The 20,283-nt window shown below is 65.8% G+C and carries 17 protein-coding genes and 1 tRNA gene; 4 read left to right on the forward strand and 14 right to left on the reverse strand.

Annotated features, from left to right (window positions below; all coding sequences use genetic code 11):
* Positions 1 to 14 precede the first annotated feature (14 nt).
* The 7 genes from cydC to OK015_RS13895 form a co-directional block, all read right to left on the reverse strand.
* The gene (cydC, locus tag OK015_RS13865) at positions 15 to 1,652 is read right to left on the reverse strand and encodes a thiol reductant ABC exporter subunit CydC (protein WP_268132267.1); all 1,638 of its coding nucleotides are present in this window, start codon (positions 1,650 to 1,652) and stop codon (positions 15 to 17) included.
* Positions 1,639 to 3,228, reverse strand: a complete 1,590-nt coding sequence (gene cydD, locus OK015_RS13870) for a thiol reductant ABC exporter subunit CydD (protein ID WP_268132718.1) — start codon at positions 3,226 to 3,228, stop codon at positions 1,639 to 1,641. The genes cydC and cydD overlap by 14 nt, the downstream gene beginning before the upstream one ends.
* An 80-nt stretch (positions 3,229 to 3,308) precedes the next feature.
* Positions 3,309 to 4,349: a cytochrome d ubiquinol oxidase subunit II gene (cydB, locus tag OK015_RS13875; protein ID WP_268132269.1), complete on the reverse strand. Its 1,041-nt coding sequence runs from the start codon at positions 4,347 to 4,349 to the stop codon at positions 3,309 to 3,311.
* A 26-nt stretch (positions 4,350 to 4,375) separates the two neighbouring features.
* Complete coding sequence (locus OK015_RS13880) at positions 4,376 to 5,830, reverse strand: cytochrome ubiquinol oxidase subunit I (protein WP_268132270.1); 1,455 nt, start codon at positions 5,828 to 5,830, stop codon at positions 4,376 to 4,378.
* A gap of 45 nt (positions 5,831 to 5,875) precedes the next feature.
* Positions 5,876 to 6,457: an HdeD family acid-resistance protein gene (locus OK015_RS13885; protein ID WP_442791253.1), complete on the reverse strand. Its 582-nt coding sequence runs from the start codon at positions 6,455 to 6,457 to the stop codon at positions 5,876 to 5,878.
* Positions 6,458 to 6,498: 41 nt separating this feature from the next.
* Positions 6,499 to 7,839 (reverse strand): adenylate/guanylate cyclase domain-containing protein, encoded by a 1,341-nt coding sequence (locus OK015_RS13890; RefSeq protein ID WP_268132274.1) that lies wholly within the window; start codon positions 7,837 to 7,839, stop codon positions 6,499 to 6,501.
* 426 nt (positions 7,840 to 8,265) lie between these two features.
* Positions 8,266 to 8,342: transfer RNA gene (locus tag OK015_RS13895), tRNA-Leu, on the reverse strand.
* A gap of 112 nt (positions 8,343 to 8,454) precedes the next feature.
* Between OK015_RS13895 and OK015_RS13900 the strand changes: the two genes are divergently transcribed.
* Positions 8,455 to 9,078, forward strand: coding sequence for an ANTAR domain-containing response regulator (locus OK015_RS13900; protein ID WP_268132276.1), 624 nt, complete (start codon positions 8,455 to 8,457; stop codon positions 9,076 to 9,078).
* Positions 9,079 to 9,195: 117 nt separating this feature from the next.
* On the opposite strand, the gene OK015_RS13905 is transcribed toward OK015_RS13900, so the two are convergent.
* Both OK015_RS13905 and OK015_RS13910 read right to left on the reverse strand, forming a co-directional pair.
* A complete protein-coding gene (locus OK015_RS13905; RefSeq protein WP_268132277.1) occupies positions 9,196 to 10,404 on the reverse strand; it encodes a lipid-transfer protein in 1,209 nt (402 codons plus the stop codon).
* On the reverse strand, positions 10,404 to 10,904 hold the full coding sequence (locus OK015_RS13910) for a Zn-ribbon domain-containing OB-fold protein (RefSeq protein WP_268132278.1): 501 nt from the start codon (positions 10,902 to 10,904) through the stop codon (positions 10,404 to 10,406). Before OK015_RS13910 ends, OK015_RS13905 begins: the two co-directional genes overlap by 1 nt.
* 146 nt (positions 10,905 to 11,050) lie before the next feature.
* On the opposite strand from OK015_RS13910, the gene polA reads away from it, so the two are divergent.
* From polA to coaE, 3 genes are all read left to right on the forward strand, one after another.
* Positions 11,051 to 13,711, forward strand: coding sequence for a DNA polymerase I (gene polA, locus OK015_RS13915; RefSeq protein WP_268132720.1), 2,661 nt, complete (start codon positions 11,051 to 11,053; stop codon positions 13,709 to 13,711).
* Positions 13,712 to 13,874: 163 nt separating this feature from the next.
* Positions 13,875 to 15,320, forward strand: coding sequence for a 30S ribosomal protein S1 (rpsA, locus tag OK015_RS13920; protein WP_268132280.1), 1,446 nt, complete (start codon positions 13,875 to 13,877; stop codon positions 15,318 to 15,320).
* Positions 15,321 to 15,332: 12 nt separating this feature from the next.
* Positions 15,333 to 16,547 (forward strand): dephospho-CoA kinase, encoded by a 1,215-nt coding sequence (gene coaE, locus OK015_RS13925; RefSeq protein WP_268132281.1) that lies wholly within the window; start codon positions 15,333 to 15,335, stop codon positions 16,545 to 16,547.
* Position 16,548: 1 nt separating this feature from the next.
* Here the strand turns inward: coaE and OK015_RS13930 are convergent, their stop codons facing one another.
* The 5 genes from OK015_RS13930 to OK015_RS13950 form a co-directional block, all read right to left on the reverse strand.
* Positions 16,549 to 16,941: a hypothetical protein gene (locus OK015_RS13930; RefSeq protein ID WP_442791254.1), complete on the reverse strand. Its 393-nt coding sequence runs from the start codon at positions 16,939 to 16,941 to the stop codon at positions 16,549 to 16,551.
* 79 nt (positions 16,942 to 17,020) lie between these two features.
* Positions 17,021 to 17,797 carry an Fpg/Nei family DNA glycosylase gene (locus OK015_RS13935; protein ID WP_268132284.1) on the reverse strand — a complete coding sequence of 259 codons (777 nt, stop codon included), beginning with the start codon at positions 17,795 to 17,797 and terminating at the stop codon, positions 17,021 to 17,023.
* Entirely contained in the window at positions 17,790 to 18,680 is an 891-nt protein-coding gene (gene ligD, locus OK015_RS13940; RefSeq protein ID WP_268132286.1) for a non-homologous end-joining DNA ligase, read from the reverse strand. Before ligD (OK015_RS13940) ends, OK015_RS13935 begins: the two co-directional genes overlap by 8 nt.
* Positions 18,680 to 19,678 carry a non-homologous end-joining DNA ligase gene (gene ligD, locus OK015_RS13945; protein ID WP_268132288.1) on the reverse strand — a complete coding sequence of 333 codons (999 nt, stop codon included), beginning with the start codon at positions 19,676 to 19,678 and terminating at the stop codon, positions 18,680 to 18,682. Before ligD (OK015_RS13945) ends, ligD (OK015_RS13940) begins: the two co-directional genes overlap by 1 nt.
* Entirely contained in the window at positions 19,675 to 20,262 is a 588-nt protein-coding gene (locus OK015_RS13950) for a DNA polymerase ligase N-terminal domain-containing protein (RefSeq protein ID WP_268132290.1), read from the reverse strand. The genes ligD (OK015_RS13945) and OK015_RS13950 overlap by 4 nt, the downstream gene beginning before the upstream one ends.
* Positions 20,263 to 20,283 lie beyond the last annotated feature (21 nt).

Genomic DNA, 20,283 nt, shown 5'->3' on the forward strand with positions numbered 1-20,283 from the left:
GTCTGCTCGTGTGTCTACCCCATCCGCAGTTCGGGACAGCGAACGGCCGTGGGCATGTGATGAGTGGCCACCACCACCGTCCGGCCGGCGCCGATCAAGCCGGAGGCCGGGGCCAGCAGATCCACCAGGATCCGTTCGGCGTCACCCGCGTCGAGGTGTTCGGTGGGCTCGTCGAGCAGCACGATCCGGGCCGGCGAGACCGTTGCCCGGGCCAGCAGCAGTCGCCTGCGCTGGCCCGCCGAGATCGCGTGCGCACCGCCGGTGAGCACGGTCGACAGGCCCTCGGGCAAGCTTGCGAGCCATTCGCCGAGCCCGACCGCGGCCAGTGCGTCGATCAGCTCATCGTCTGTGCAGTCTCCGCGCGCGACCAGCAGGTTGTCTCGGACCGTGGTGGCGAAGATATGGGCGTCCTCGGCGAAGAACCCGATCGCGCGGGGCAATTCATCTTCATCGAATTGGCCCAGGTCGGTTCCGTTCAGCGTCACCCGGCCGTGCAACGGCGCCAGCAAACCGGCAAGGGTCATCAGCAGCGTCGTCTTGCCGGAGCCGCTGGCGCCGGTGACGGCGAGCCGAGCGCCCGGCACGAGGTCGACACTGACCTGGTGCGCGGACGCCCGCGCGTGACCGGAGCACACCTCGGCCGTCAATCGGGAGGTGCCGGTCGGCAACGGTGCCCGCGTGGGGGATTCAGCCGTGTGGACGTCCGGAGCCAGGTCGAGCAGACGACGCGCGGCGATGCGTGAGCGCGTCAACTGGATGGCGGCCGCCGGCAGGGGAGTCATCGCCTCGAACGCGGACAGCGGCAACAACATCAGGACCGCCAGCGTGGTGGGGGCGACCGCGGGCGCCAGCCCGATCCCGGCCACGACTGCGCCGAGCACACTGGCGCCGATCGCGGCGGTGGGCATGGCCTCGGCCAGCGCGGCCGGTCTGGCGGCAGCGTCGAGCGCATCGCTCCAATTGAGTTGGCGGCGGTGTGATTCGGCGATGACTCCGGGCAGGGCACCGGCCACCCGAAGTTCGGGTGCGTGTTGGAGGGCGATCACTGCCGATGTGTCGCGCTCGGAATGGTGTTGGCGGGCAACCTCTTCCTGAGCACCCGCGGCTCTGCCGGCAAGCAGCGGAGCCGCAACACCGGTGACAAGCAGGCAGCTGGCCAACACCGTCCCGGCCGCCGGCGAAATAACCGTGACCGCAACGGTTGCCGCCACCGCCAACACCGCCGCGACACTCATCGGTATCAGGGCGCGCACCAGTACGTCGGCCAGTTCGTCGACATCAGCGCCGACCCGCGCCACCAGTTCACCGCCGGGCAACCGGGCGACCACCGCGGCCGGCCCGTGGGCCAGCCGGTGATAGATCTGCGCCCGGGCCACGCCGGCCGCACGCAGCGCGATGTTGTGCGTGGCCAGTCGCTCGCAATAGTGCAGCACGCCCCGCGCGATGGCGAACATGCGCACCGCGACGACCGCGACGGACAGGTCGAGGATGGGCGGCATCTGCCAGGCCCGCGTGATCAGCCACGCCGACACCCCGGCGAGGGCCAGCGCGCTGCCCAGCGACAGCACCCCCAGCGCGACGGCCGCCAGGATGCGGGGCAGCCGCGGGCGCAACAAGCTCGACGCGGCCAGAAGCGGATCAGACGTGAGCATGGTGCACCTCACGATCCGAGACGACCCCGACGACCTGGTCTGCGATTGCCACGACCGGCTGCCGGTGGCCGACGACCACGACGGTCGCCCCTGTCCGCGCCCGCTCGACGATCGCCCGCAGCACCCGTCGTTCGGTGCTTGCGTCCAGGTGGGCGGTGGGTTCATCGAGCAGCAGCACCGGAGCCGGCGTCCCCAACGCTCGGGCCAGACCCAGCCGTTGCCGCTGTCCCAGTGACAGTCCGACGCCATCGCGCCCCAGCGTCGTGTCCAGCCCGTCGGGTAGCTCGGCCAGCACCGCATCGAATCCGGCTGCGGCGCAGGCTAACCCAATGTCATCCACCTCGCCGAGCAACCTGAGGTTGTCACGCACCGTGCCAGGCACGAGTACCGGGCGTTGCGGCAGCCAGGACAATTGTCGCCACCACCCGGTCTGCTCCAGCTCGGTGAGATCGACCCCGTCGACAATGATTCGGCCGGATGACGGCACCGTGAGTCCGGCGATTGCCTGCAGCGTGGTGCTCTTGCCGGCGCCATTTCGACCCGTCAACACGGTCACGCGACCGGGCGGGATCACCGCGCTCAACTCGCGCGGTGAATTGCCATCTCGTCGGGCCACACTGAGGTTTTCCAGGCGGATCTCCGCGCCGCGCGCGGCTACCGCACGGGTGCGCACCGCCGCCACCCTGGGCTCGCCGATGAGTGCGAAAGCCCTGTCGGCCGCGGTTCTGCCGTCTTGAGCGGCATGGAATTCCACCCCGATACGGCGCAGCGGCCAGTACACATCCGGGGCCAGCAGCAGCACCGTCAACCCGGTGGTCAGACTCATCTCGCCGAACACCAAGCGCAGACCGATCCCGACCGCGATCAGCGCGACACCCAATGTGGCCAGCAACTCCAGCACTAATGCCGACAGAAATGCGATCCGCAGTGTCGCCATCGCCGAGCGCCGGTGGGCGGCAGCGAGTTCGGCGATGCGATGTTCCGGGCCAGAGGCACGGCCCAGCGCCCGCAGGGTGGGGATACCGGCAATCAGGTCCAGCAACCGGCCTTGCAGGGTGGTCATCGCGACCAGCGCGGCCGAGGATCGGTCCGCGGTTGCCAGCCCTATCAGCACCATGAAGATCGGTATCAGCGGCAGCGTGATCACCACGATCACCGTCGATTTGAGGTCATAGAGGGCGATCACCGCCACAGTCGCCGGTGTCAGGATCGCGGCCAGCAGCAAGGTGGGCAGGTAGCCGGTGAAATAGGGGCGCAAGCCGTCGAGGCCCCGGGTCACCACAATCGTCGCCGCGTCCCGCTGTGCGGCGAGTTCGTGGGGTTGCCGCGCGGTTACCGTCGCCAGCACCTGACCGTTGAGATCGGCGATCACCGCGCTGGCACCACGTTGACCCAGTCGTGCCTGTATCCAGTGAGTCAGTGTGCGGACAATCCACAGCGCCGACAGCACGGAGAGTGGCCCCAGCCAGCTGCGCAGACTACGGGCGGAGGGATCGGTGATGACCCGTGCGACGATGCCGGCCAGCACGATTGCCGAGCCGATCGCGCATCCGGAGATCACCACCCCGCAACTCACCGTGGCGCGCAGGTAGCGACGCAAGGCGGGCGAGGTCCGCCACAGTCGCGGGTCCAGGGGCGCGCGGGAATTGCGTGTGTTCAGGACGGACGCCTAGTCAGACCGATTGACGGCGGGATCCGCTCGGCCGAGATCCGTTGCCGGAATACCCAATACGTCCATGCTTGGTACACGACGGTCAGCGGGGCGAAGAAAGCGGTCACCCATGTCATGATTTTGAGTGTGTACGGGGTCGACGACGCGTTGTAGATCGTCAGGCTCCACTGCTTGTTCAGCGTTGAGGGAACCAAATCGGGGTACAGCACGCCGAACAGCAGAATCACCACTGCCGCAACGACCAGCGCTGTGCATGCGAACGCCCAGCCGTCGGACGCGCGGCGCCACACCGCCGCCACGGCGGCGAGCTGCGCGACGACCGCCACTGCCAACACCAACCAGGTCCAGTTCTTGCCGTGCGCCAGCTGCGTCCAAAGCCCAAAGACCGCAACCAGTCCGGTGACCGGAATCGACAGCTGCTTCGCGAAGCGGTGCGCGTCGTCGCGGATCGCGCCGGAGGTCTTCAACGCAACGAACACCGCGCCGTAGAACAGAAACAGCCCGGCAGTGGCCAATCCACCCAGCAACGTGTATGCGTTGAGCACATCGCCGATGGACAGGTGAATGTGACCATTGGCATCCACCGGCAGGCCGCGCACCAGGATGGCGAACGCCACACCCCACAGCACCGCAGGCAACCAGGACCCGGCCGCAATACCGAAATCGGCCAGGGCGCGCCATTTTGTGTCGTCGATCTTGCCGCGCCATTCGATGGCCACGACGCGCACGATCATGCCGAACAGGATCGCGAGCAGCGGAAGGTACAGCGTCGAGAACACCGTTGCATACCAGCCGGGAAACGCGGCGAACATGCCGGCGCCGGCGGTGATCAGCCAGACTTCGTTGCCGTCCCACACCGGGCCGATGGTGTTCAGCGCTGCGCGCCGGTGGTTCTCCGGATCACCTCTGCCGATGCGGCCGAACGGCTCCATCAGCATGCCCACCCCGAAGTCGAACCCTTCCAGGATGAAGAAGCCCAGGAACAGCACGGCGATGATGCCGAACCACAACTCTTGCAACGCCATTGGTTAACTCCTTCCCGGGCGGCGTGTCAGTAGGCGAACGATAGCGGGGCCACCTCGCCGTCGCCGGGTGCTTTCGGCGGTGCGGGTTCCGCGTCGTGTTCTAACGGGCCCTCGCTGATGTAGCGCTTCAGCAGGAAGAACCAGATCACCGCGAGCACCGCGTAGACCAAGGTGAACGTCACCAGCGAGGTAACGACCATACCGGACGCGTGATCGGACACACCTTGGCTGACCGTCAGGCGAACCTGTTGATCGCCGGTCGGATTCGGCGCGACAAGCCAGGGCTGCCGTCCCATTTCGGTGAACACCCATCCAGCGCTGTTGGCCAGGAACGGGGTGGGAATGGTGAGCAACGCGAACCAGGAGAACCACGGTTGGGTGGGGGTGCGGCCACCACGGGTGAGCCACAAGGTGGCAAGTGCGAACAGCACCGGAATCGCCATCAAGCCGATCATCATCCGAAACGACCAATAGGTGACGAACAGGTTGGGCCGGTAGTCATTTGGCCCGAACTTGTGTTCATAATCTTGCTGGATGTTGCGCACACCCTGCAGCGTCACCCCGCTGAAACGGCTCTCGGCGAGAAACGGCAGGACGTAGGGCACCTCGATGACGCGGGTCACGCTGTCACAGTTGTTGTGCCTGCCGACCGTCAGGATGGAGAAGTCCGGATCGGTCTCGGTGCTGCACAGTGATTCCGCGGACGCCATTTTCATCGGTTGCTGCTGGAACATCAGCTTGCCCTGTTGGTCGCCGGTAAAGAACAGCCCGACAGTGGCGAACAGCGCCACCCAACACCCCAGGATGGCCGCCGGGCGAAACACCGCGCCGACGTCGACGTTGCCGGTCTTTTTCGCGCGGATCAGCCACCAGGCGCTGACCGCGGCAACGAACGTCGCGGCGGTCAGCAGCGAACCGTTGACCGCGTGTGAAAATGCCGCTCGCGCAGTGTTATTGCTAAGTAGCGCCGCGATGCTGTCCAACTCTGCGCGCCGCGTCGCCGGATTGTAATGTGCGCCGACCGGATGCTGCATGAACGAATTCGCCGTGATGATGAAGAAGGCGGACACGTTGACCGCGATGGCGACGACCCAGATGCAGGCCAGGTGCACCAACCGCGGCAGCCTGCTCCAGCCGAAGATCCACAACCCGAGGAAGGTGGATTCGAAGAAGAAGGCGGCCAGGCCTTCCATCGCCAGCGGGGCGCCGAAGATGTCACCGACAAACCGTGAGTACTCACTCCAGTTCATCCCGAACTGGAATTCCTGCACGATCCCGGTGGCCACCCCGATCGCGAAGTTGATCAGGAACAGTTTGCCGAAGAACTTGGTCAGGCGGTACCAGGCGGTGTTGCCGGTGACCACCCATACGGTCTGCATGACCGCGATGAGGGGGGCCAGGCCGATGGTGAGCGGCACAAAGATGAAGTGGTAGACGGTGGTGATACCGAATTGCCACCGCGATATGTCGACGACATTCATCTGTCATCTCCCGTCACTGCAGCGTTCTACGACAGAGTGTAGTAGTTAGGGGTTCGCAACGCCATTCCTGAGTTCCTTGCCGGCTTTCCGGATCGCGAACGACGCGGCGATCTCGAAGACGCCGATGACGACGAACCAAATGCCGACGACGATCGCCAGGGTGATGATCGAGGCGAACGGCGACGCCAGCACGACAATGCCGGCAATCAGAGTGATCACGCCGAGGAAAATCGACCATCCGCGTCCCGGCAGCGTGGGATCGCTGATTGCGGAAACCGTTGTGGCCACACCACGGAAGATGAATCCGATGCCGATCCAGATGGCCAGCAACAGCACCGCGTAGCCCTGGCCGAAATGGCGAAACGCCAGCACGGCAAGGACCAGCGACGCGGCGCCGCTGATGAACAGCAGGATGCGACTGCCTGCCGAAACGTGCAGGCTGAAGGCGAATATGACTTGTGCCACACCGGTAATCAGTAGATAGACGCCGAAGGCGATCGCGGCAGCCAGAACGGATATGCCCGGCCACGCCAGCGCGAGGATGCCGACGACGAGGGTCAGAATTCCCGATACCAGCGTGGATTTCCATAGATGGGGCAACATGGTTGGAACAGGAGTGGGCTGCATAGCCTCACTGTGGCACAACGGCGGAGCCGAGAATAGGGGCTTTAGACCGTGGCGCGGTAGGACGTGCGGGGTTCGTCGGCAGCCATATCACCCGGTTCCGTAGCGGTGGGCTTGCGGCCGATGAGGTACCAGGTGTGCATCATGCCTTTGCCCTTGACCTCGATCCGGCCGCGCTCCTGCAACACGAATTCGCCCTTGAGGCGGTGGTAAACGTCCTCGGGCACTTGAATCCGCCCCACGGAGTCGGTCGATTCCATCCGCGCCGCGACGTTGACCGCATCACCCCACACGTCGTAGAAGAAACGCCGCGACCCCACGACGCCTGCGACCACGGTGCCCGTCGCGAAGCCGACTCGTAGTGGCACCGAGAGGCCGTGCGGGTCTTCGAGTTTCGCGGCGGCGGCGACCATGTCGAGGGCAAAGTCGGCCAGTGCTTGCACGTGATCGGGCCGGGGCCGTGGAACTCCGCTGACCACCATGTAGGAGTCCCCGCTGACTTTGATCTTCTCCAGGCCGTGCCTGTCCACCAGCTCGTCGAAAGTGGTGTAGAGGCGATCCAAGAACTTGACCAGATCGCATGGCGCGGTTGAGCTTGCCCGCTCGGTGAAGCCGACCATGTCGGCGAACAGCACCGAGGCCTCCTCGTAGCGATCGGCGATGACGTCACGCTCGGGTTCTTTGAGCCGTTCGGCCACGCTGGCGGGCAACATGTTGGCCAGCAGCGCCTCGGAGCGGTCGTATTCGGCTTCCATGACCGCCTCGGCACGTTTGGTGTCACGCAGCGCGAACCACACCGTGACCACCACCATCGCGCACGCCGAGACGGTGGTGATGACAAAGCTCATCGTCATCGCCCACGGTGGTTCCAGCCCGGTGGAACGGGGGACCAGGAACTGCAGGGCGACCACCAGCGAGACCCCCAGGGTGGCCAGCAGCGCGGCGAGGCCGATGCGCTCGATGCCGAGCTGCAATACCACCAGGCTGGCGGTCGTCACGAGGAAGTACTGCATGCCGCCGCCGGTGCCCACCTCCCAGCAGGTCACGACGACCGCGGTGTAGGCCGTGAAGATAAAGGTAAGCGGCGCAACCAATTCCCCGAAGCGGTTGAGCCACGGGACCAATGCGAAGATCACCCCGGTGACGAGGTTGACCGCCTGGATGGGGTAGGCCGCAGGTCCGGACCAGAAGCCGAGAACGGCAAAAACTAGGCACACCAGCACGCCCATCACCGCGTTGATGTTGAGAACCCTGATTCGGCGGGCGTTGCTGTCCGCGTAGTGCTCGTTGCGGGCGCGGTTTTTCGCCCGCACCGCCGCTTTACAGTCCGGGGGTGTCGAGTCATCCGGCCGACTCGGTGGGGCGCCACATTTCCTAGCCACCACGATAGAAGCGTAACCGCTTGTCAGACGATTCCCCAGCGTCGCGATGAATTTGTCAGATCAGCGTTCAGGGCCGCGACGCGCCGGGCGCCCCGGCCGGTGCGGAGGGCGATGAACAGCACATCGATCGGCCGTTGCGCCGCGCTGGGTGTGATTCGATCGTCGGCACGCCAGGAGCGTCAAAACATGTTGGCGTACAACAGGTTTCGCTGACTTATGCAGTCAACGTCGATCATCCCTTCGTGAAAGGGCGATCTGGGCCGAGCCGCTTAAGAACGCAACAGCCGGTTGAGTTGGGATCGCAGGAGCTCCGCATCCCGCAGTGGTGAGGGGGTGAGGGCTATGACGACTGCGATGCGGACGTGAGTCCGCTAATTGTTTCGTATCCGGGTCCGTGAGATCACGCGGTGCCCATGCCCCGATCGGGTGTGGTGCCCTCGGTGAGATTCGAACTCACACTGGACGGGTTTTGAATCCGTTTCCTCTGCCAGTTGGGATACGAGGGCTTGCTCGGCCTATTACCTTAAGCGGCCTCCCACCATAGAGGATCGGCATGGTCACCTGTTCTCACTGCCCCCGATGTCGCTGGTCGCAGCGATCCACGAGAGAATGTTCGTCATGACAGGCCCCACGACCGACACCGACGCCGCTGTGCCGCGCCGGGTCCTGATCGCGGAAGACGAAGCGCTGATCCGTATGGACTTGGCCGAGATGCTCCGAGAGGAGGGCTACGACATCGTCGGCGAGGCCGGCGATGGCCAGGAAGCCGTCGAGCTCGCCGAGCGTCATAAACCCGATCTCGTGATCATGGATGTGAAGATGCCGCGCCGTGACGGCATCGACGCGGCGTCCGAAATCGCGAGTAAACGTCTGGCGCCGATTGTGGTGCTGACCGCGTTCAGCCAGCGCGACCTCGTCGAACGGGCGCGCGATGCCGGGGCGATGGCTTACCTGGTCAAGCCCTTCACGATCAGCGATCTGATCCCGGCCATCGAATTGGCCGTCAGCCGGTTCGGCGAGATCAGGGCGCTGGAACGCGAAGTGGAAACGCTGGGTGAGCGACTAGAAACCCGCAAGGTGGTCGAACGCGCCAAGGGCCTGCTGCAGTCCAAGCAGGGCATGACCGAGCCCGAGGCGTTCAAGTGGATTCAGCGTGCCGCCATGGACCGCCGGACCACGATGAAGCGGGTCGCCGAAGTCGTGCTGGAAACCCTCGGCGGCGAGTCGGACGATGCGGAGTAGCCGCTAGGCCCCGTCGCGTACCCTACCCGGCGCCTACGCGTCTGAGTGTGCGCTGACGGCGGCGAGTGTGCGCGTAGGGCGGCCTGAGTGCACACGCGACGGGATTAGAGCTGAGCCCTAGCGGGCCACGATCACCGACGAGCCGTGGCCGAACAGGCCCTGGTTGGCGGTGACGCCGACCTTGGCGTTCTCCACCTGGCGGCCGGTCGCCTGGCCGCGCAGCTGCCAGGTCAGCTCGCAGACCTGAGCGATCGCCTGGGCGGGAATGGCCTCGCCGAAGCACGCCAGACCGCCGGACGGATTGACCGGAACCTTGCCGCCGATCGCCGTCGCCCCGCTGCGCAGCAGCTTCTCGGCTTCACCCTTCGGGCACAGGCCCAGGTGCTCGTACCAGTCGAGTTCCAGCGCGGTGGACAGGTCGTAGACCTCGGCCAGGCTCACGTCCTCGGGGCCGATGCCCGCTTCGGCGTAGGCCGCGTCGAGGATCTGATCCTTGAACACCCGGTCCGGTGCGGCCACAACGGCGGTGGAATCCGTTGCGATGTCCGGTAATTCGGGCAGATGCTGCGGGTAGCGCGGGGTGACCGTGCTTACCGCGCGCACCGAGGGCACCCCGTCGAGCGAGCCGAGGTGCTTGCGTGCGAACTCGGCACTGGCCACGATCAGCGCCGCCGCGCCGTCGGAGGTGGCGCAGATGTCGAGCTGCCGCAGCGGGTCGGAGACCACCGGGCTGGCCAGCACGTCCTCGACCGATGACTCCTTGCGGTAGCGGGCGTTCGGGTTTTGCAGGCCGTGCTGGGAGTTCTTGACCTTCACCTGGGCGAAGTCCTCGGACGTCGCGCCGTACAGGTCCATCCGGCGGCGCGCCAGCAGCGCGAAATACACCGGATTCATCGCGCCGATCAGGTGGAACCGCTGCCAGTCGGGGTCGTTCTTGCGCTCGCCGCCGACCGGGGCGAACGCCCCCTTCGGCGTGGTGTCGGCGCCGATGACCAGCGCGACGTCGCAGAACCCGGCCAGAATATGGGCACGCGCGCTCTGCAAGGCCTGGGACCCGCTGGCGCAGGCGGCGTAGCTGGAGCTGACCGGCACGCCGTTCCAGCCGAGTTTCTGCGCGAAGGTCGACCCGGCGATGAAGCCGGGGTAGCCGTTGCGGATGGTGTCCGCCCCGGCGACCAACTGGATCTGCTGCCAGTCCAGCCCGGCTTCGGCCAGGGCGGCGCGGGCGGCGACCACGCCGTATTCGGTGAAGTCGCGGCCCCATTTGCCCCAGGGGTGCATTCCGGCGCCGAGGATGTAGAGCGGTTCGGGTGTGCTCATCGTCATTATCGCCGCTCCTCCTCATCGCTTCGCTCTGCATCGTCGCCGGCGAATGAGGCGACCTTCCAGGCGTGCACGGTGCGCTCGACGCCGTCGTCGTCGGTGAATAGCGGCATCGTCGTCAGTTCCATCTCCATGCCGACCTTCAGGTCCGCCGCCAGCGTGCCCTCGACAACCTTGCCCAGCACGATGATCCCTTCGGCGGCCAACTCCACCGCCGCGATGGCGAACGGCTCAAACGGGTCCGCCGCGGGGTACGGGGCCGGCGGGGGATACCGGTTTTCGGTGTAACTCCACAGCGTTCCTCGAGTCGACAACGCGACGGACTCTAGGGTGTCGCTGGTGCACGCCGGGTTGGGGCAGTTGTTCTGCCCCCCCGAATCAACGGGCGGGAAGACATAGGTGCCGCACTGCGGGCACTTGCTGCCGATCAGATGGGGATTTCCGGCGTCATCGGTGGCGAACCACCCGTCGATCGCGGGTTCTGTACTGGTGACCTCTGGCACTTGGCCAGACTACCCAGCTCAAACGCAAAACTGAAACGTGTTGCAGTTCTGCCGGGGCGGGTGACTCGTCACAGCAGGTGCCTAGAGTGAGAGCCGTGCCTGCGCCATCCGTTCAGAAGACTGAGGAACAGACCAAGCCGACTCTGATGTTGCTGGACGGCAATTCGCTGGCCTTTCGGGCGTTCTACGCGCTGCCCGCGGAGAACTTCAAAACCCGAGGTGGCCTGACCACCAACGCGGTCTACGGCTTCACCGCCATGCTGATCAATCTGCTGCGCGACGAGGCTCCGTCGCACATCGCCGCGGCGTTCGACGTGTCGCGACAGACGTTCCGGTTGGAGCGCTACCCGGAGTACAAGGCCAATCGGTCGGAAACCCCGGACGAGTTTCGCGGGCAGATCGACATCACCAAGGAAGTGCTGGCCGCGCTGGGCATCACGGTGCTCGCGGAGCCGGGATTCGAGGCCGACGACCTGATCGCGACGCTGGCCACGCAGGCCGAGAACGAGGGCTACCGGGTGCTGGTGGTCACCGGCGACCGGGACTCGCTGCAATTGGTCAGCGACGACGTCACGGTGCTGTACCCGCGCAAGGGCGTCAGCGAACTCACCCGCTTCACCCCGGAGGCGGTCGTCGAGAAGTACGGACTGACTCCCGCCCAGTACCCCGACTTCGCCGCGCTGCGTGGCGATCCCAGCGACAACCTGCCCGGGATTCCCGGCGTGGGGGAGAAGACCGCGTCGAAATGGATCGTCGAGTACGGGTCGCTGCAGGGTCTGGTCGACAACGTCGACTCGGTGCGCGGCAAGGTGGGCGACGCGCTGCGAGCCCACCTGGCCAACGTCATCCGCAACCGGGAGCTCACCGACCTGGTCAAGGACGTGCCGCTGGCGCAGACGCCGGACACGCTGCGGCTGCTGCCGTGGGATCGCGACCAGATTCACCGGCTCTTCGACGACCTCGAGTTCCGGGTCTTGCGGGACCGGCTATTCGACACGCTGGCGGCCGTCGAGCCCGAGGTGGACGAGGGATTCGACGTGCGTGGCGGCGCGCTGGAGGCCGGTCAGCTGGCCGTGTGGCTGGCCGAGCACAGCTCGGGTAAGCGGTTCGGCCTGGCCGTCGTCGGCACCCACCTGGCATACGACGCCGACGCCACCGCGCTGGCCATCGTGTCCTCCGACGGCGAGGGCCGCTATATCGACACCTCGGCGCTCGATCCCGACGACGAGGCGGCGCTGGCATCCTGGCTGGCCGACCCCGGCCCGCCCAAGGCGCTGCACGAAGCCAAGCTGGCGATGCACGACCTCGCCGGGCGGGGCTGGACGCTGGCCGGGGTCACCTCCGATACCGCGCTGGCCGCCTACCTGGTGCGGCCCGGGCAGCGCAGCTTCTCCCTCGACGATCTTTCGCTGCGCTACCTGCGCCGCGAGCTGCGCGCTGAAACGGCTGAGCAGCAACAGCTTTCGCTTCTCGACGATTCTGAGGGCGTTGACGATCAGGCGGTGCAGACGCTGATCCTGCGCGCCGTCGCCGTACTGGACCTGGCCGACGCGCTCGACGAGGAGCTGGCCCGCATCAATTCCACGTCGTTGTTGGGCGGCATGGAGTTGCCGGTGCAGCGAGTGCTGGCGGGGCTGGAGCACGTTGGCATCGCGGTGGACATGGCGCAATTGAGCGAACTGCAAAGCGATTTCGCGCACCAGATCCGCGACGCTGCCGAAGCGGCCTACGAGGTGATCGGCAAGCAGATCAACCTGGGCTCGCCAAAACAGTTGCAGACGGTGCTCTTCGACGAGCTGGGCATGCCGAAGACCAAGCGCACCAAGACCGGCTACACGACCGACGCGGACGCCCTGCAGTCGCTGTTCGACAAGACCGGCCATCCGTTCCTGCAGCACTTGCTCGCACACCGTGACGCCACCCGGCTCAAGGTCACCGTCGACGGGCTGCTGAATTCGGTGGCCTCCGACGGGCGTATCCACACCACGTTCAACCAGACGATCGCGGCGACGGGCCGATTGTCGTCGACCGAGCCGAATCTGCAGAACATTCCGATCCGTACCGAGGCCGGCCGGCGCATCCGCGACGCGTTCGTGGTCGGCGACGGCTATGCCGAGCTGATGACCGCCGACTACAGCCAGATCGAGATGCGGATCATGGCGCACCTGTCCCGCGACGAAGGTCTGATCGAGGCCTTCAACACAGGCGAGGATCTGCACTCTTTCGTCGCCTCACGGGCTTTCGGCGTGCCGATCGAGGAAGTCACCGCGGAGCTGCGCCGCCGGGTCAAGGCGATGTCGTACGGCCTGGCCTACGGATTGAGCGCCTACGGGTTGGCTGCCCAGTTGAAGATCTCCACCGAAGAGGCGAAAGTCCAGATGGATCAGTACTTCGCCCGATTCGGCGGGGTCCGTGACTATCTGATGAACGTGGTCGAGCAGGCCCGCAAGGACGGCTACACCTCCACGGTTTTCGGCCGTCGGCGCTACCTGCCCGAGCTGGACAGCAGCAACCGTAATGTCCGCGAGGCCGCCGAAAGGGCGGCGCTCAATGCGCCGATCCAGGGCAGCGCGGCCGACATCATCAAGGTGGCGATGATCGAGGTCGACAAGGCCATCAAAGAGGCCGGGCTGTCGTCACGCATGTTGTTGCAGGTACACGACGAATTGTTGTTCGAAATCGCCCCTGGCGAGCGCGAACAGGTCGAGGCGCTGGCGCGGGACAAGATGGGCGCCGCCTACCCGCTCGACGTCCCGCTCGAGGTTTCGGTCGGTTACGGCCGCAGCTGGGACAACGCGGCGCATTAACCGCAAATCGGCCTCGGAATTTGCCGTGTCGTAACTTTCGCTTCAGATATGCAAACGGTATGCGGAGGCCGAGTTTGGCCAGCGTGTGCCCAGTCGAGTAGCCTAATCAGGTAAATCCCAGTTTTATCCCTACGACCCAACCTGTCCGGAGCACCCCAACAACATGCCGAGTCCCGCCGTCACCTCGCCGCAAGTAGCCGTCAACGACATAGGCTCCAGCGAGGACTTTCTCGCCGCAATAGACAAAACAATCAAGTACTTCAACGATGGCGACATCGTCGAAGGCACGATCGTCAAAGTGGACCGGGACGAGGTGCTCCTCGATATCGGTTACAAGACCGAAGGGGTCATCCCCGCCCGCGAACTCTCCATCAAGCACGATGTCGACCCCAACGAGGTCGTTTCCGTCGGTGATGAGGTCGAGGCCCTTGTTCTCACCAAGGAGGACAAAGAGGGCCGTCTGATCCTGTCCAAGAAGCGTGCGCAGTACGAGCGCGCCTGGGGCACCATCGAGGCGCTCAAGGAGAAGGACGAGGCCGTCAAGGGCACCGTCATCGAGGTCGTCAAGGGCGGCCTGATCCTCGACATCGGGTTGCGGGGCTTCTTGCCCGCTTCGCTGGTCGAGATGCGCCGCGTGCGCGATCTGCAGCCGTACATCGGCAAGGAGATCGAAGCCAAGATCATCGAGCTGGACAAGAACCGCAACAACGTGGTGCTGTCGCGTCGCGCTTGGCTGGAGCAGACTCAGTCCGAGGTTCGCAGTGAGTTCCTCAACCAGCTGCAGAAGGGCACCATTCGCAAGGGTGTGGTCTCGTCCATCGTCAACTTCGGCGCGTTCGTCGATCTCGGCGGTGTCGACGGTCTGGTGCACGTTTCCGAGTTGTCCTGGAAGCACATCGATCACCCGTCCGAGGTCGTCCAGGTGGGCGACGAGGTCACCGTCGAGGTGCTCGACGTCGACATGGACCGCGAGCGGGTTTCGTTGTCGCTCAAAGCGACTCAGGAAGACCCGTGGCGCCACTTCGCCCGGACCCACGCCATCGGTCAGATCGTGCCCGGCAAGGTCACCAAGTTGGTGCCGTTCGGCGCGTTCGTGCGTGTCGAGGAGGGCATCGAGGGCCTGGTGCACATCTCCGAGCTGGCCGAGCGCCACGTCGAGGTGCCCGACCAGGTCGTGGCCGTCGGCGACGACGCGATGGTCAAGGTCATCGACATCGACCTGGAGCGCCGCCGAATCTCGCTGAGCCTCAAGCAGGCCAACGAGGACTACACCGACGAGTTCGACCCGGCGAAGTACGGCATGGCCGACAGCTACGACGAGCAGGGTAACTACATCTTCCCCGAGGGCTTCGACGCCGAGACCAACGAATGGCTCGAGGGCTTCGACACCCAGCGCAACGAATGGGAAGCCCGCTACGCCGAGGCCGAGCGCCGTCACAAGATGCACACCGCGCAGATGGAGAAGTTCGCTGCTGCCGAAGCGGCCGGGCACGGCGAAAGCGACCACTCGCCGGGCAACGGCTCTTCCTCGCCGAAGGAGGCGGGCGGCTCGCTGGCCAGCGACGCCCAGCTGGCTGCGCTGCGCGAAAAGCTCGCCGGCAACGCATAACCCACGCCTGGGATGCTGCGCGTCGGGTTGACCGGTGGCATCGGCGCCGGGAAATCGGCGCTGTCCGCCACGTTTGCGGAATGCGGTGGGATCATCGTCGACGGCGACGTCATCGCCCGGGAGGTCGTGCAGCCGGGCACCGAAGGGCTGGCGTCGCTCGTCGAGGCGTTCGGTTCGGACATCCTGCAGTCGGATGGATCGCTGGATCGTCCGGCGTTGGCGGCCAAGGCTTTTGCCGACGACGAGGCGCGCCAGAAGCTGAACGGGATCGTTCACCCACTGGTCGGGCAGCGGCGCGCGGAGATCATCGCCTCGGTGCCGCAGGACGCGGTCGTCGTCGAAGACATTCCGCTGCTGGTGGAATCCGGCATGGCGCCGCTGTTCCCGTTGGTCGTGGTGGTGTACGCCGACGTCGAACTGCGGGTGCAGCGGCTCGTCGAGCTGCGCGGCATGCCCGCGGACGATGCCCGCGCCCGGATCGCGGCACAAGCCGACGACGAGCAGCGTCGTGCCGTCGCCGACATCTGGCTGGATAACTCGGGCAGCCAAGAGGATTTGGTCAAGCGGGCCCGCGAGGTCTGGAATGACCGGATCGTGCCGTTCGCGCACAACCTGACCGAGCGACGGTTCGTCCGCGCACCGGCGCGAGTGGTGTCGGCCGATCCGACGTGGCCGGACCAGGCGCGGCGTATCGTCGCCCGGTTGGCGACCTCGTGCGGCCATAAGGCGTTGCGCGTCGACCACATTGGGTCGACCGCGGTGCCAGAATTCGACGCCAAGGACGTCATTGACGTCCAGATCACCGTCGAATCTCTGGCGGTGGCCGATGAGCTCGCCGAGACCCTGCTGTTCGCGGGCTACCCCCGCATCGTTCACATAGAGCACGACGGCATCAAAGCCGATGCCCGCAGCACGGTCAGCGACTACGACCACAACAGCGATCCGACATTGTGGGGCAAGCGAATTCATGCTTCGGCCGACCCCGGCCGCCCGACGAACGTGCACATCAGGGTAGCCGGGTGGCCCAATCAGCAGTTCGCTCTGCTGTTCGTCGACTGGCTGGCCGCCAACCCGGCGGAGCGGACGGATTATCTGGCCGCCAAACGCGTGGCCGAAGAGCGCGCCAACGGCGAGACCGCCGGCTACGTCGAGGCCAAGGAGCCGTGGTTCGACGAGGCCTACCGCCGCGCCTGGGAGTGGGCGGACTTCACCGGCTGGAAACCGTAACCTAGGTGGGCATCGGCGCACCGCATTGCAGCGCACCGTTATTGGGATCGGAACTGCCCGCCACCGGGCGGACCATTTGGTCGGCCTGGGTGAAAACGTTGTCGTCGACGTCGATCTCGCAGTGCACGTTCGCCGCATACGGGAAATGCAGCACGATCCGCAGACCGGCTTGCTGCGGATCGGGCAATACGGTGTTGGCCTCAAAGGCGTTGCCCGGCATCGACGGAAGGTTCGTCGTGTTCGTCTGGCCACCGTTGGTGATGAAGGTGGCCTGACTGCCGGTCGTCAGCGCGTCGATCCTGGCGCGGTAGGTGATGTTGTGCAGGTCCGCGTGCGCCGTCGCCGGCAGTAGCGGTGAGCCGGCCGCGAACGCGGTCACCGCGATCACCGGCATCCACCTAGGTTTACGAGGGGTCATAGCTGCTGAGATTACCTTCGGCGAGATTGGGGAACCACACGAGCTACCCGGGCCGCTAGGGCTGGCAGTGCGGGCACCACAACGACATCCGGCCGCCCACCCGGCCGTGGCGCAGGCGAGTGCCGCAGCGCGGGCAACTCGGATCCGGCTCGTCGCGCACCCCGCTCAACCATCGCGACGAGCGAGGCACCCGGCCGTGTCGCACCGAGGTGCGCAGCACCTGGGTCATCGCGCCGTGCACGCGCTTCACCTGGTCGGCCTCGAGACCGGCAATCGGGTGGGTGGGCCGCAACCTGGCCCGCCAGCAGATTTCGTCGGTGAGCAGATTGCCGAGGCCGGCGATCACCGACTGGTCCATCAGCGTCGGCTTCAACTGGCCGTGCCGCCCGGCGAGCACTCCGCGAAACTCCCGCAGGCTCATGCCCAGCGCATCAGGCCCCTGCGGGCCCAGCACGTCCGCGAGGTCGTCGTCGCCATCGGCCAGCCACACCCCACGCAGCTTGCGGAGGTCGGCGTAGCGCAGCTCGCCCTTGTCGAGCGACACGACCAGTCGCTCATACTTTTCCGGCTCGGCGTCGGTGTTGGCGTAGTAGGGGTGTCCGGTCATGCCGCTGTGGATCAGCAGCGTCGGACCGTCGGTGGGCAGGATCAGCCACTTGCCATGCCGGCGCGGGGTGCGGAAGCGGTGCCCAACCAGGCATCGGCCCAGTGCGGCGGCGGAGGTGTTGCGCAGAATGCCTGGATCGCGCACCCGGACATGCTGAATCCGGCGGCGGGGCAAGGTATTAGCCAGCTCGCGTCGAAACCCTTCGACATCAGGCAGCTCAGGCACGAAGCTTCGCTAACCGCGCGAGCGGGCCGCTCAGCGAGCGGGCGTGCCGGGACATGTCTGCCCACGGATCGCGTTGCCCCGCCAGCCGTTTGGGCAGGTCGCGGATCGTGAACCGGTCCGCCCGCAGGCCACGAGCGTCCAGTTCGTCCCACTCCAGCGGGGTTGCCACCGGAGCGCCGGCGCGGGCCCGGATCGAATACGGTGCAACAGCGGTCTGCGCGTAGGCGTTTCGCATGATATCCAGATACACTCTGTCGCCGCGCCTGCCCTTGCGGGCTTCCACGGTGCGGTGCGCATCGTCGTCCGCCACGACGACTTCGGCGACGTCGCGGGCGAATTGCCGGACGGTGTCGAAGTCGGCATCTGGGCGTATCGGCACCACGACATGCAGCCCGCGTGACCCGGTGGTCTGCAGGTAGCGGGCCAGTCCGAGGTCGTCGAGCACGTCGGCAATCGTGCGGGCGGTCGCACGCACCACCGCGAAATCGGTTCCGGACGGATCGAGGTCGAATACCAAGCGGTCGGGATTGTGCAGCCGGTCTTGTCGCGACTGCCACACATGCAGGGTGACGCAGTTCTGGTTGGCCAGCCAGCGCAGGGCCTCCGGGCGTTCGGCCAGTGGATGCACCAGTGTGCCGCCTTCCTTGGCGACTTCGACTCCGCTCATCCAGTCCGGCAGTGTCTCGGCGAAATCCTGTTGAACGAAGCCTTTTTCGCCGATTCCACGCGGGAACCGTTGTACGGTCAGCGCGCGGCCCTTCAGGTGCGGCAGCATGGTCTCGGCCACCTCGCCGTAGTAATCGGCCAACTCTTGCTTGGTGATCCCGTCTGCCGGGAACATGACGCGATCCGGGTGGGTGATCTCGACCTCAATGCGCGGCATCAGTGCGTCTCCCGTACCACATCGCCAGGGTCCTTGTCGGTCCGCAGGCCCTGGTAGCGGGGATGACGCAGCTTGCCGTCGCGCGTCCACTCGGTGAATCCGATCTGGGCGACCAGTTCCGGACGTACCCAGTGGGCGCCGTTCTCGCGCACCAGCCCCCGGGTGAACGGCGGGGCGTCCTGCTCGATGGGGGAGAGCTGCTCGTGCAGGCTGCGCAGGGTGGCCTCGTCGAAGCCGGTGCCGACCTTGCCGGCGTAGCTGAGATCGCGGCCGTCGTAGTAGCCAAGTAGCAACGCGCCCAACTCAATTCGGCTGCCCTTCGGGCTGGTGTAGCCGCCGATGACGAATTCCTGGTCGCGGACGCATTTGAATTTCAGCCAATCCTTCGACCGGCCGCTGCCGTACGTGGAGTCGGCGAGCTTGGCGATCACTCCTTCGTCACCGCGCTTGCATGCCGCGTGGTAGGCGGCGAGTCCGTCGTTGACGCGATGCGCGGTGTTGCGCAACGGATCGTCGAAGCTGATCGAGTCACGCAGCAGTCGTTTGCGCCACCTCAACGGCGCCTCGGTGGTGCACTTGCCGTCGAGGTGGAGCAAGTCAAAAAGGTAGTAGTACACCCGGATTCGCGACGCCCGGGCCACTTCGGGATCGGTGATGCCCAGGCGTCCTTGCAGCCGCGCGAAGCTGGTATGGCGTCCCTGGAACGCGACGACCTCGCCGTCTACCACGAATCGAGTGGTGTGCTGCGCGGCGAGTGCGTCGACCAGCTCAGGATATGTTCCGTTGAGTGGCTGTCGATTTCGTGACAAGAGCTGTATTCGGTCACCGTTGCGAAATGCCAAGCAACGCATGCCGTCGAACTTGCGCTCGAATATCCAGTTCGGGTCGCAAAACCGTTTGTCGGTCAGGGTGGCCAAGCTGGGAGCCCGCCAATCTGGAACCGGCTCGTCGTGCAGTGCTGTGCGCACCGCATCGGGCAGACCGGGGAGATCGGTCACGGCGACTCAGCCAGATCGTCCAGCGTGCGACCGGATAGCACCGATTCGGGTTGACTCTTAACCGGTTTGCGCCGTGCGTCGGCGCCCTCATCTCTACGCTTGATCAGCAGCCAGGTCTCGGCCTTGCCCTCACGAATCCTGGTGAGGGCAAACCCGCCGTGCAGCTTCTCGCCTTGCAGACGAAATGAAAGATGCCCGCGGTCCAGGCATTCGGCCATGTCGTACTCGGTCGCGTTGGCGTACCTGCCGCGGTCCCAGACGATCACCGGGCCGGCGCCGTACTGGTCTTCGGGGATCACCCCTTCGAAATCCGCATAGTCCAAGGGGTGGTCTTCGGTCCGACGGGCCATTCGCCGGTCTTTGGGGTTGGTCGACGGTCCTTTGGGTATCGCCCACGAGACGAGCACGCCGTCGATCTCCAGGCGGAAGTCGTAGTGGTCGCTGCGGGCCGCGTGATGCTGGATGACAAACCGGGGCCCGCTCTCGCTGGCGCGGCGCCTCAGGCGCAGTCTTCCGCGCGGTTCGGGGCTGTTCCCGGATCGAAAGCCGGACCGGCGTTTGCGCCGGTACTCACTCAAGGGCATACCGCAGAGTTACCCCGACGC

It is taken from the genome of Mycobacterium sp. Aquia_216 (assembly GCF_026723865.1).
Lineage (GTDB): Bacteria > Actinomycetota > Actinomycetes > Mycobacteriales > Mycobacteriaceae > Mycobacterium.